The 12,364-nt window shown below is 64.5% G+C and carries 13 protein-coding genes; 8 read left to right on the forward strand and 5 right to left on the reverse strand.

Features of this window, described 5'->3' with window-relative positions:
- Nucleotides 1–101 precede the first annotated feature (101 nt).
- Nucleotides 102–881 carry a TetR/AcrR family transcriptional regulator gene (locus ABZX86_RS23100; RefSeq protein WP_355126571.1) on the forward strand — a complete coding sequence of 260 codons (780 nt, stop codon included), beginning with the start codon at nt 102–104 and terminating at the stop codon, nt 879–881.
- A gap of 110 nt (nt 882–991) precedes the next feature.
- On the opposite strand, the gene ABZX86_RS23105 is transcribed toward ABZX86_RS23100, so the two are convergent.
- From ABZX86_RS23105 to ABZX86_RS23125, 5 genes are all read right to left on the reverse strand, one after another.
- A complete protein-coding gene (locus ABZX86_RS23105; protein ID WP_355126573.1) occupies nt 992–2,053 on the reverse strand; it encodes a PHB depolymerase family esterase in 1,062 nt (353 codons plus the stop codon).
- A gap of 13 nt (nt 2,054–2,066) precedes the next feature.
- The gene (locus ABZX86_RS23110) at nt 2,067–2,231 is read right to left on the reverse strand and encodes a hypothetical protein (protein WP_355126575.1); all 165 of its coding nucleotides are present in this window, start codon (nt 2,229–2,231) and stop codon (nt 2,067–2,069) included.
- Nucleotides 2,232–2,440: 209 nt separating this feature from the next.
- A complete protein-coding gene (locus tag ABZX86_RS23115) occupies nt 2,441–2,974 on the reverse strand; it encodes a hypothetical protein (protein WP_355126577.1) in 534 nt (177 codons plus the stop codon).
- A 444-nt stretch (nt 2,975–3,418) separates the two neighbouring features.
- On the reverse strand, nt 3,419–4,042 hold the full coding sequence (locus ABZX86_RS23120; protein WP_355126579.1) for a TetR/AcrR family transcriptional regulator: 624 nt from the start codon (nt 4,040–4,042) through the stop codon (nt 3,419–3,421).
- 58 nt (nt 4,043–4,100) lie between these two features.
- On the reverse strand, nt 4,101–4,838 hold the full coding sequence (locus tag ABZX86_RS23125; RefSeq protein ID WP_355126581.1) for a phosphohydrolase: 738 nt from the start codon (nt 4,836–4,838) through the stop codon (nt 4,101–4,103).
- A 224-nt stretch (nt 4,839–5,062) separates the two neighbouring features.
- Between ABZX86_RS23125 and ABZX86_RS23130 the strand changes: the two genes are divergently transcribed.
- The 7 genes from ABZX86_RS23130 to ABZX86_RS23160 all read left to right on the forward strand — a co-directional run bounded on the left by ABZX86_RS23130 (nt 5,063) and on the right by ABZX86_RS23160 (nt 12,361).
- The gene (locus ABZX86_RS23130) at nt 5,063–5,509 is read left to right on the forward strand and encodes a hypothetical protein (protein ID WP_355126583.1); all 447 of its coding nucleotides are present in this window, start codon (nt 5,063–5,065) and stop codon (nt 5,507–5,509) included.
- A 14-nt stretch (nt 5,510–5,523) separates the two neighbouring features.
- The gene (locus ABZX86_RS23135) at nt 5,524–6,522 is read left to right on the forward strand and encodes a DUF2156 domain-containing protein (protein ID WP_355126585.1); all 999 of its coding nucleotides are present in this window, start codon (nt 5,524–5,526) and stop codon (nt 6,520–6,522) included.
- A 24-nt stretch (nt 6,523–6,546) separates the two neighbouring features.
- A complete protein-coding gene (locus ABZX86_RS23140) occupies nt 6,547–7,530 on the forward strand; it encodes a hypothetical protein (RefSeq protein ID WP_355126587.1) in 984 nt (327 codons plus the stop codon).
- Between the two features lie 70 nt (nt 7,531–7,600).
- Nucleotides 7,601–8,020: a PaaI family thioesterase gene (locus ABZX86_RS23145; protein ID WP_355126589.1), complete on the forward strand. Its 420-nt coding sequence runs from the start codon at nt 7,601–7,603 to the stop codon at nt 8,018–8,020.
- A gap of 272 nt (nt 8,021–8,292) precedes the next feature.
- A complete protein-coding gene (locus ABZX86_RS23150) occupies nt 8,293–9,948 on the forward strand; it encodes an aldehyde dehydrogenase (protein ID WP_355126591.1) in 1,656 nt (551 codons plus the stop codon).
- Nucleotides 9,942–11,084, forward strand: a complete 1,143-nt coding sequence (locus ABZX86_RS23155) for an acyl-CoA dehydrogenase family protein (protein WP_355126863.1) — start codon at nt 9,942–9,944, stop codon at nt 11,082–11,084. The genes ABZX86_RS23150 and ABZX86_RS23155 overlap by 7 nt, the downstream gene beginning before the upstream one ends.
- Before the next feature lie 5 nt (nt 11,085–11,089).
- The gene (locus ABZX86_RS23160; protein WP_355126593.1) at nt 11,090–12,361 is read left to right on the forward strand and encodes an aminotransferase class III-fold pyridoxal phosphate-dependent enzyme; all 1,272 of its coding nucleotides are present in this window, start codon (nt 11,090–11,092) and stop codon (nt 12,359–12,361) included.
- Nucleotides 12,362–12,364: the final 3 nt, after the last annotated feature.

Here is a 12,364-nt window from a genome sequence, read left to right on the forward strand (position 1 = left end):
GTTGAATCACCCGGCCGATTGCGCCCGGATCCCGTGGTCATCAGATGGTTCGGCAGGAATGCGGGACTCATCCAGTACGATGGCGTACTAGATTAGATCATGTGAGTGCGAGGCGGCATACCCCCGATCCGTTGACCGAATGCGCCAATCCTGCGGTCGGTACCGCGATCGAGCCCTGGCAAACTGTCGTGGTGGAGTCGACGACGAGCACTGGATCCGGTGTGCGCAGATACGGCGGCCGTGACCCAGCCGAGCGATTGGCCGACCGGTTGTTCCGGATGCTCGAGGCCGGCCTCGAATTGTTCGGCACCCGAGGGTTCGCCGCGGTGTCGATCGCCGAAGTCTGCCGGATCGCCCAGGTGTCACGCAGTGCGTTCTACGACCAGATCGGCACCCTGGAGAACCTGCTCATGGCGGTCGTCTCGGCCATCGACACGCAGGCCGTCGATCGAATCTCGGCAGAGCTCAGGGCCAGTGCGGGCGGACCCTTCGCCGGCCGCGCACAGCGGGCGCTGCGCTCATATCTGTCGGTCACCTGCGCCGATACCCGCACCGCCAGGCTCTGCTATGTGGAGATCGTCGGCGTCAGCGAGGCCGTCGAACTGTGGCGCGCACAGCGTCGCGAAGCCTTCGTCGCACTGCTGATCCGCGAATCCCAGGCAGCCGCCGCCCGCGGCGAGATCCCCGACCGCGACTACCGGTACACCGCATTGGCCGTCATCGGTGCGGCCAATGCCCTTGCCTGCGAATGGGTTACGACTCGGGGAGCGGAGAACGGCATCTCCATCGACCGAGTGGCCACCGAGTTGGCACACGTGCTCGCGGCATCCTTCACCGTTCCGATCGAGATCGCCCAGGCGCAGCGGCCTTTTGGCGCGTAGGGCCGCCTGATCCCGGCCGGCTCCGGCAAGTTGGCGGGCTTGGAATTATTGCAGCTGGGTCAGATGGCGCGCAGGGCAGGCGTGGCGGCGACGATTCGGCAAGGTGCGGGTTACCGCCCGCTCGGGTCGCAGCGATACCCGTCGTCGGTCCTTTCGATACGGGAGAAGAAGTCCCAGGCCAGTTCCGAGGCGTTCGGTCCGCGAGGGTCGGTGAATCGCGCGAGGTCCGGGTCGGGCGAGCCGCCCGACCAGTAGTGGCCTTCGTCGTGGACGGTCCATGACTGCAGTACCGGGCACTGCGTATGCGGGAGGTTCCAGGTCTGGACGGTGAACGGGTGACCGTCGGCGACGTCGGCGACCCCGTCCCGGGTCTCGGCCGGGTGCTGTGGGATGCGATCCGGAATCCCTTGTGCGGCAAGGGCCATATTGTCGGTCAGCCGCCACTGCTCGACGGAATCGCGGCCGCATTCCACGGGCACCGTGGTATCGGCGTCGCCGTGGAATGCGATCACCGGGAGCACTCGGCGGTGGGCAGCCTGGGCAGAGAATGCCTGTGCGGCAAGCTGTTCCGGCGTCATTGTCGGGAAGTACGAGCCGATGCAGCCGAGTCCGCCGTGTCCGAACGCGGCTCCGGAGTGTATTCCGATGGCGGCGTACAGGTCGGGGAAGTAGCCGCCGAGCAGCGCGGTTTCGAAAGCGCCCGAGGACATTCCGAGCGCGTACACCCGGTCGGGATCGACGTGATAGCGGTCGGCGGCGAGCCGGGTCATCCCGGCGATGGCGGCCGCGTCGCCCGCCGTTCGCGACTCTCCGCCGGGCGCGAGCAATCCCGACCAGCACTGCTGCTGAATCTGATTGAGCGGGCTCCCGTCGACGTACAGCACCACGAAACCCGCGCGCTGGGCGATCGGGTCGAGTCGGTTGACGCGCTGCTGTTCCGCGGCCGTCGTCTGGCAGCCGTGGATCATGACGAGCAATGCCGGATGCTCCGGTCGCTGCGCGGGTGCGAAGGTCCGGTAGGTGTAGGTGAGCCCGTTCGATACGTAGACCGCGTCCTCGGTCCGATCCTCTTGCGGCGGAAGGGCGGCCGCTGTCGTCGAGGTGGCCAGGCACAGTCCGGTCAGCAAGATGAGCAGCGGCAGCCGGAGGCCGCGGCGGGGGAGTGGTGGCACGATTCCTCGGCTCTCAGTGTTCGGCGGCAGTACGAGTGTAGGCGGTGGAATCGGAGGCCAGTGCCGAGCTGTCGAGTGCGGAGTCGAAGTGCGCTTCGTCGATGCCGTTGTCGATCGCCATGGTGGCGGTCGCGGTCTGCTTGCCCGGCAGGTGGTCATCGCGACCGGCTGCAACCACACCCCGCTCATCCCGAACTGGCCTGGGCGCGAGAAGTTCTCCGGTGAACTCGTGCATTCGAATACAGCTGGTCGACGGTGTCATCGACGTATCGAGTCGCCTAATAACCCCGACCCCCGATGCCTACACGGCTGCTCGTGGACGGCGCCGTGGCGGGCTCTTTCGGCCTAGCTCGACTGCAGTCAGTAGCCTTCGTCACTGCCGACCGGTCATGTGTTCGGGTGCTGTGGAAGCCGGGACACATCGCTCCATTCGCCGCTGAGTCCAATTCGAACGGATCCCTCACCGACAATCCTGGGTACGACAGTCCAGTGAGTCGGCGCGGCGGTCAGCGCATCGGGATCGAGGGATCGCAGCAATGAGATGGCGGACTCTTCGGTGGGATGTATTGACAGGTGCAGGATCTGGCCTTCCCTAGCTGCGACGGCTAGAACCGCGACGATGACGGAGGCGTTGTCACGAGCGAGGCGTGCCTGGGTCTCCAAACTTCCTCCGGGCACTGCGCCGAAACGCTCTACGACCGCGAGACGAGAGTCGCTGAGCTTCAGTTGGATACACCGTCGAGCAATGGCCTGCTCGTCGACGCCCAACTGATCCGCGAGGTTGACCATGGTGGGTGGCGGCTCGCTCGTCCAACCGGTGATGATTCGCTGGTCGGCCACTTTGTCCCAATACGGGATTCCAGCCGCCTCATGCGCATCCGTGACCAAAGCTTCCCAGTGGAAGTCGGGTTCGGACAGCATGCGTCGCAGCGCCCGCAGGGCATCGGCCCCTGCATAGGCGTTCCGCAGTAGGAATTTCGCCCGGGACCGTACCCCCGAGATTGTGCGGCCGAGATGGTCAGCCACCTCCTCATCCGGGAGATTTCGGCGAAGTGCGTCGACCAGGAGGAGGTAATCTTCGGCGCACCAAATGCTCCCCTGCCGGGGTCGAGTCGATGTCATGAACGCATGGTCCCACCAGTCACCGACAACCTGGTTCAAACGAAACTGGTTGGTATATAAGAAAATACGTATTCGGCCTACACCAACCGATCGAAGGTGACCGCCCGAGCCGCAAACCTGTGCCGGTTGGACTGATTGCTGTTGGGCGCCGATCGATTCTGTCGCGCGCTAAGGTGCGATTTGGTCGCCGCGATCGCACCGTGGACCTGTTCGCCGCCCTCGAACTGGCCGCCGGGGCCACCTTCATACGCCAGTCACCGGATCAGATCCGACGCCGTAGATCACTCGTCGCCAGACCAGAGAGGTGAGTTCGAGCCACCGTACTGTGCTCAACGATGTCTGCACTGATACGTACTGTCGAATCATCTCGGTGTTGAAGACGGCCAATGCGAAAGCCATATCGTTGGCGTCGCCGCCGAGCGCTTGTCCACCCTGCTGTTGCTGTCGAATTCGTATGGCTAGCTTGATCTGCAGCGTGGTCTGGTATCTGAAGAATTCTTCGGCGACATCCGGAACATACCGCGAGGTATCGAGGACCGCCCGAACGATTGGGCGGTTCGGTTCGATGTATTGCAAGGCTGCGGTCATTGCCGCCGCCAGGTAGTCCGGGCCGGACGGATAGTGTTGCTGGTCCTCGGCCGTCCGGACGCTGTGCCACAGTGCGCCGAACCCGATCCGGGTCAGTAGTTCGTTCTTGTCCGCGAAGTGGACATAGAACGCGGAGCGAGGGACTGCGGTGCGCTCAGAGATCTGCTGGACGGTGATGTCGCTGAAAGGGATTCCGGAATGCAACATTTCGGAGAGTCCCGTCATCAGCTTGTCCTCGATCTGGAGCCGACGTTGGCGATTGTTCTTCGGGGAGACCAAGGACGTCTTTCCGTTTCTGTGTCGCGGGCGTGTGACGCTCCGGTGAAGTGGCGGCGGATCAGGAACGTGCGCTGCGCTTTCCAGGTGCCGGCACCCGGTCGAGGGGATTGATCGCCAGCACCGCTGCCAAGCCGCCCCGCCACAGCACCGCAGCGGTGGAGCGGGGCCGGACGCTGCGCTCATACCGCATCATGGCGGCGAACTCCCCAGTGAAGCCATCACGCGGGTATTTGTCGATGACAACCCCCTCGAAGGCTGCGTTGAGGTCGCCGTATCGAGTGCCCGCCACATCGAAATGAGCCGCATCGTGCAGTAGCGCGGCTTCCGGCCCGTAGCCTCTCGGGGTAGCCGGATCCATGTGGCGAGCGATGGCGGTGGCGACCACTTCCGCCCTGGTCGTGGTGTCGTGTCCAGCGACGAATGCCTGGGCGCGCTGTGCTCCCAACAGCGCGAAACATCCCGCGTGAGGGTCGGCCGCGGATCCCAGCGCCGCATCGTGCAAGACGCAGGAGACGAACAATGCTTCCAGATCCGGCGCCAGGCCGTCGATGGCACTGAGGCCCATCGCCCACTGCCAGCACCGCAGACTGTGGGCGAGAATACCCGGCGATACGATGTCCCGCGCTTCGGCCAGCGCGTCCCTGGCCAGCTGGGAGCCGGGAATGCCGAAAAGCGTTGTGGGTGAGGACGTTCCAGGGCGTCGAAACAGGCGCGCAGGCAGTTCGCGGGCGGCCAGGGCGCCGGCGGTCGTGGTCACCCGCAGGACCCCGGCAAAGTCGAGTGCACCGGGAAGCATCTGAAACTCCATCCGAATATGGGCGGGTCGTCGCGGTCGACGGTTCGCCTCCGACCTGGATCGTTTACCGAATCCACTTCGACGGCAATACGTTTCGTCACCATTCGGCAGACCCGAACGAGCGCTCGTACCGGAGGTGCGTGGTGACGAAACCCGTTGTCCCAAGCGGCGGTCCGCCCGAACCTGAGTGCATTGCAAATACTCGCCCTCGGGAGGGAAGTCTCATGGTCATCACCTATGACGGGTCGCCGAGCACCGATCGTGCCGGTGCACCACATCCGGAGAAGCTGACATGGTTCAGCAGTCGGTTGAACTATCTGCTGTCGCGCGCCGAGTATTTCGCGGCCTTCGCGGTGTGCCTGGTGCTGTTCTTCATCCACATCACCGAGGTTCGCTGGCTCCCAGCGCTGATCCTGTTCGCCTATATCGACTTGGTCGGCTATATCCCGGGGCTCATCGTTTTCAAACGGTCAGCGGGCAAGCCGATTCCAGCGGTCTTCCACCATCTCTACAACGGCACGCACAACTTCGTTTCCGCGGGCATTGTCGCGGGGCTGTGGGCTTGGCTGATCCGTCCCGAATGGGCGCTGCTGATGCTTCCGCTGCACCTGCTGGCAGATCGTGGGCTGCTCGGGAATTTCGCCAAGCCCGCGGGCGAGATCTTCGAATAGTTAGGGAGGCAATAGTGTCTGTCCTCGACACACAGCGAGATCTGCTGTTCGCTGCAATCGAACAGTATTCGGACCATCCGAGTGCCTTCATCTCCTACAACGACGACGTCGAGTGCTTCACTGTGGCGGGCATCCCCGGTGCGGTGGCCTACCGGACTCGTGGTCGGTCGGTGTTCCAATTCGCCGCCCCTTTCACCGCTCCCCAGCACCGGACCGAGCTGTCGGAGGCCTTCCGCGAATGGACACGGGCACGCCGCTTGAAGCTGGGCGTCGTGCAGTTGCGTGGCGAGGACGCGGCCGACTACGTAGAGCGCGGGTTCACGGTCGATCAATTCGGCAGCTCGTACAGCATCGACCTGTCCGCCTTTACTCTGAAGGGCAAACCCCTGGCGAAGGTCCGCCAGAACATATCCCGCGCAGAGCGGGATGGAGTCTCCGTAAGCCAAGTGCTGGGCACCGGATCGCAGGTGGCCGAACTCGACGAAATAGACCGGGAATGGCTGCGCGCCAAGGGCTGGCACGTCAAGAAGATGACCTTCCTGGTCGGTCAGCGTGACGGCCGCGGCGGTCCGCACCGGCGTATGTTCACCGCGATCCTCGATGGTCGGGTCGTCGCGTACATCTCCTACTCGCCGGCGTACGGGAGCCGCCCCGGTTGGCTGTACGACCTGACCCGTCGCCTACCCCAGGCGCCCGTCGGCACCATCGAACTGCTGAACCATCTGGCGTTGCGCGTCTTCAGAGAGGAGGGGGCCGGTTGGTTGCATCTGGGACTCACCCCGTTCGCGGGCGTGTCCTCCGCGCATGTCGTTCCCGGGGGTAGTACCCGGCTCATGTCCGGTCTGGTGCAGCTGCTCGCCGAGCACGGAGCGGCTGTGTATCCGGCCGCGAGCCAGGAGCGGTTCAAACGGAAATGGGCGCCACATGTGGTCGAGCCCGAATACCTGGCCTTCGATGGCCGACAGCGACCGACTCAGGTGTGGCATCTGCTGCGCATGACCAACTCGATCTGAATCAGAACCGGCACAGGAGATTTGATGTCCGACACCACAATATCCGAACTCGGCGGAGTTACCCACGCAACCGTCACCGACTGGGACCGTGCGCCCGGTGTTCTGGAAGGTGCCCGCACCGTCACGATCACGCCACGCGAGGCCGGCTTGGACTATTGGATCCGCGACGTTGTCGGCGGCACATGGAAGGGACTGGTCAACGGGCATACCGCCGGTGCTGTCAGCGGCCCGCACATGCACGCAGACACCCCGTTCCGGCAGGCCTTGTTCGAGGAGTTCGCCTTCCGCTCGGTGGCCGAGGACAAGGCTACCCGTGCCCTGGCGCCGCTGGTCGCCAAGGCGCCGGATCGGGTGACCATGGAGTTCTACGCCACGCAACTGGTCGACGAGGCCCGGCATGCGGCGGCGTTCCGCTCGCATCTGGTCGAATTGGGGGCTCCCGCCGAGGGTCTCGACGCGGTGATCGCCGAGGTGGCGGGCCCGCACATCGCCTCGGTACTGGACCCACTGGAACGATTCGGCCTCGATGTCATCGACGGGAACCTGGGCTTCGAACTCGGCGTGCTGGTACTGACCGTCCTGGTGGAGGGCGTGCTCGCGCCGACCGCGGAATTGAGCGAGCGTAAGTGGCACGTCATCGATCCGCAGGCGGCCCAGATCGAGCGCGGCGCGAGCATCGACGAGATCCGGCACCTCGCGGTGGGCAGTGAGGTCGTGCGCGACTTTCTTGCCGTGCATCCACAGCACCGGGGTGCCGCGCTGGAGGTGCTCGACACCGGCCTGACGCTGTGGAAGGCGCTGCCGATGAGTGGGGTACTGCTGCACCGAGAGCTGCTGTTTCAGCAGGGGCTCACCGAATTCGCGGATGTGGTAGGCGATTACGAGATCTGGCCGGGGCGCCGACTGGTGGATACGACCCCGGAGGAGCGACTGATGACCGCCGAGCAGTGGTCCCACGAGACGCAGACGGTCCGGCTCGAGTACATGGGGCTCGGGGGCGTGCTGTAGCCCGCGCGGACCCGGCACCGACACGAACTACGAACCGGCACAGACGGAATCAGGATCAGGGGAATTGGGCATGACCACAGTGGATTTCACCGTCGACGAAAAAGGAACCCAGCTGGTTCGGCAATCGATGCCGTTCGCGGGGGAACTGGAGATCGAGGTGCTCAGCAGTTCGAAGGAGGAGATCCGCAGTCGCATAACGTGGACCGCGCAGCGGTGCACGATCGGTGGTGCGTTGCACGGCGGTGCGCTCATGACGCTGGCGGATGCGACGGCAGCGGCACTTGCGTTCATGAATCTCCCAGAAGGTGCACAGGGCACCACGACGATCGAATCGAAGACGAATTTCCTGCGGTCGGTGCGGGCCGGTCATGCGAATGCTCGATCGCGGGTACTGCACGCCGGCCGCCGGGTGATCGTGGTGGAAACCGATATCACCGCCGATGACGGGAAGCCTGTGGCCAAGGTGATCCAGACGCAGGCCGTGCTCTAATCGCCGCTGTGGAGACGCTCGAAATGCTGCACATCGAATAGGGTGCCAACCGAATGGCTCCGAGCGCTGGTGCGGTCCCTGTTGCGGGCCTCACCGGCGCTTTTGTCGTCGTTGAGGCCAACTGTGAATATTCATTGTGTGACGTAATTCGTTGACCTGACTTCCATTTCCGGACAGATTGGTAATAGAAATCTGCGGCCGGAAGTATTTCGGAGTTCACCGAATTGAACGGATCGAACAGACAATCGATCCGCAGCGGAAGGGTAAATGCGTTGGCTGAAAATACCAGCGAATCGATTCGAACCTATCGCTCGTATATCGCGGGCAAAGATGTGGACGGTCAGGGATGGGTGTACGTGCTCTCCCCGCGCGCGCTACTCGACGACGCGTTCGCCAGCCTATCGCTGAAGCGAACTCTCGAACGCGGCGATCAGGCCTTCGATGTCGTGGATCCCGAAGTGGTGCTCGGCCGGGTCGCGGTGGCCGGGCCGGAGTCCGTACAGGCGGCGCTGGAGTCCGCCGCCGCTGCCGCTCCGCTGTGGACCGCGCGGCCGTTGGCTGACCGCGTCGAGCGTTTCCTGGGGAGCGTATGGCAGCGGCTTCGGGAGCACGCAGACGATATCGTCGATGCCCTTGTGGCGGAAGGACATCCGATCTCGCTTGGGAAGTGGGAGGTGTCGGGCATGCTGGAGGGCTTCGGGCCCGAGGCCCGCAGGTTCTACGCTGAGCAGCTGTGTCATGAGTACGAGGGCCCTGACCGTAGAAAGCTGCTGGTGCGCCGTCAGCCCGATGGCGTGGTATGTGTGAATCCGCCTGCAAACGCGCCGATGTCGAGTGTCGTGCTCGCCGCTCTGTCGCTGGCCGCCGGCAACGCACTTGTGGTTCGAGCCCCGCGCAGCGCGCCGCTGGGGGTCATGTTCGCCGTACAGGAGCTCATCGCGCCGGCGCTCGAGGAAGTCGGGGCTCCGCCCGGCACGCTCAATGTGATCTGCGGTGACCCGGGCCCGGTCCTCGGCGCGTGGATCGACAGCCCACTCGTAGACGACATCATGTATTTCGGCAGCACCGAGAACGGCCTGGAATTCGAGCGCCGCTGCGTGGCGGCTGGTAAGAAGCCGATTCTGGAGCTCGCAGGTAACGACGCCGTCATCGTCTGGAAGGACGCGAACCTGGAATACGCCGCCGAGGCTCTCACCGAAAGCTTCTACGGGAGTGGGCAGCTGTGCATGGTGCCCAATCAGGTTGTAGCACACCCGGATATCGCCGACGAATTGATCCAGCTACTGGCCGAGATGGCCGCAGCGTTGCGCCCTGGCTATCCTGACGACGAGTCGGTGCTGCTCACCCCGGTACTGCGTAATGAGAAGTACTACCGGTTTCTCGCGCAAGCACTGGAATCGGGTGCCACGCTGATTACCGGTGGTCACGGGATGCAGTTGGATGGCACCCGTGACGACGCGGGAATGTTCCTCGCGCCCACTGTACTTCGCGTCGATGGGCTCGGTGCGGCGCGACGGCTGGACGCGGTCCGGGAGGAGACCTTCTTCCCCCTGCTGCCCGTAGTAGTGCCTGATTCACCTGTCGACGACGACCTGCTGCTTGACGTGCTGATCGACTACGTCAACTCCAACGCCTACGGCCTGCGCAATTCGGTGTGGGCGACGGACCCTCTGGTAGTCGACGCTCTCGTCGGGCGGATCACCAATGGTGGCCTGCTGAAGGTCAACGACTCCCACATCGGCTTCATCGGACGACTGCCCACCCACGGCGGAACCGGTTTGACGGGTGGAGCTTTCGGTGAGGCCAATTATCCGGCGCTGCGCACCTCTCACATCCAGGGGGTGGCCATCTCGCGGCAGGCGAACCGTCCGCGGGACGCCGTCTTCGGTGCCTGGAACCGCACCTTCGGAACGGAAGACGCATCGTGATGAGAACTCTCGAAGCCGCCCGTGAAGTCTGCGAAAAGTACTTGCCCGGACTGCAATCCGCGCTGGCCGCCCTTCCCTTCGAGGAACGTGAGGCGCCGGGGAATCCGGGACTGGAACTGTTTCGCGTGCACGGTGGCCCCGGGCTGGTGATCCCCGAGACATATGCCGGCCTGGCTGCCGGGCCGGTGGACGCGCTGCGGGTCACCCGTGCGCTTGCCTCGTACTCGCCGTCGCTCGCGGTGGCCACCACCATGCATCACTTCTCGGCGGCGACATTGTTCACCCTCGCCGATAGTGTCAAGAACAGCGGCATGGAGTGGGCGTTGCTGGAGGGCATCGCCACCCAGCAGCTGCTGGTTGCCTCCGGTTTCTCCGAAGGCCGCCCGGGACAAGGCATTCTCACCGCCACCATGAAGGCGGCGCGCACTGACGGCGGCTACGTGGTCAACGGTGCGAAGAAGCCGTGCAGCCTGTCGTCCTCGATGGATCTGCTGACTGCGAGCGTCAGCGTTCCGACCGCCGACGGCAGTGAGCAGCTGGCGGTGTTGCTGATTCCGGCAGGCACCGCGGGCATCAGCGTGCACCCCTTCTGGGGGAATCGGGTACTGGCCGGCGCCGAAAGCGACGAGATCCGGCTCACTGATGTGTTCGTGCACGATCAGCTGCTGATCCCGACCGAGCAGGCCTCCGGCGGGATGCTCGACGAACTGCAGACCGTGGGGTTCATCTGGTTCGAGTTGCTGATCAGCGCCTCGTACGTGGGAATGGCCAGTGCGTTGGTGGAGCGGGCCTACCAGGCACGCCGTACCTCCGCCGCGGATCTGGCGGCCATCGCCGTTCGTCTGGAGACAGCCGCGATGGTGCTGGAGAACGTGGCTCGTATGTTGGCCGCCGGAGAGATGGGCAGCGATGCCCTCGCCGCAGCGCTACTTGCCCGTTACGGTGCCCAGGACGCCATCACCGACACCGTCCGCCGGACCGTCGAACTGCTCGGCGGGATGGAATTCATCGCCGAACCGACGGTTGCGTACCTGGCCTCCGCGTCGCACTGCCTGGGTTTCCATCCGCCGTCGCGAGCGTCGAGCGCCACCGCGCTCGCCGGGTATCTGAGCGGCGATCTGCTGCGGATGGGGTGAACTTGATGTTCGACACAACCCACACGGCGCGAGACGCCTTCGATTGGGTACCGCGCTACTACCGCGATCACCTCAGCACCGGGCGTGCCAACCTCGGCGAAATGTTCGGCGGCCACATCGAAGTGGCATCGTCGGGCGCCTGGGTGGAGACCGCTGATGGCGATCGGTACCTCAACGCCGGCGGATACGGCGTGTTCATCACTGGCGCACGGCATCCGCTGGTGCTGGAAGAGGTACGGCGGCAACTGGATACGCATCCCGTGGCGACCCGCATGTTCCTCGAACCGGCGCTGGCGCGGGCGGCGGCAGCCGTCGATCGAGTCAGCCCCGACGGCATGGACCGGGTGTACTTCTGCCAGTCCGGCACCGAGGCCGTGGAAGCGGCCATCAAGATCGCTCGGGCGTCCGGCCGCCGTTTCCTGGTATCGATGGAGAACGGTTACCACGGCAAAACCCTCGGCGCCCTGTCGATCACCGCCAAGGACATCTTCCAAGCTCCGTTCGAGCCGCTGCTGCCGGGTGTTGCCCGGGTGCCCTACGGAGACATCGTCGCCTTGGAGGCCGTGCTTGCGACACACCCCGATCAAGCGTGTGTGGTGGTCGAACCGGTGCAGGGTGAGGCGGGAGTGATCATCCCCCCGGAGGGATACCTGCGGGACGTGGCACGGGCGTGCGCCGCGCACGGTGCCCTGTTCGTGCTCGATGAGATCCAGACCGGCTTAGGACGGCTCGGCGTGTGGTGGGGTGCTGACCGAGACGGGGTGACGCCCGATGTCCTGCTGTCCGGAAAGGCTTTGGGCGGCGGGGTGATTCCGGTCGCTGCGGCGATTACCAGCCGCTCGGTACTCGGAGTGCTGGACCGTGACCCGTTCCTGCATACCTCGACATTCTCCGGAGCACCCTTGGGAATGGCCGCGGTGTGTGGTGCGCTTCGAGCCATCGAGGAAGAGGGCCTGGTCGAGCGGGCCGCGGCGATCGGGCGACGACTGTTGCCCGCGATCAGTGAGATTGTCGCCCAATACTTCGGCGACCTCGCTCTGCCAGTGCGCGGTGCTGGCCTGCTCATCGGAATCGAATTCACCGAACCGGGTCTTTCCGGCGACCTGCTGCTGGAACTGCTGGAGAACAAGGTCATCGCCAACCATTCGCTGAACTCGGAGTGGGTACTGCGATTGACGCCCCCCGCAGTGATGACGGACCTGGAAGTTCAACTGCTGCTCGATTGCTTCGCCCGCGCCGCACAGGCTACGGCGCGCAGATACTGCTCGAAAGGATGAATT

This window comes from Nocardia sp. NPDC006630 (assembly GCF_040611495.1).
Lineage (GTDB): Bacteria > Actinomycetota > Actinomycetes > Mycobacteriales > Mycobacteriaceae > Nocardia.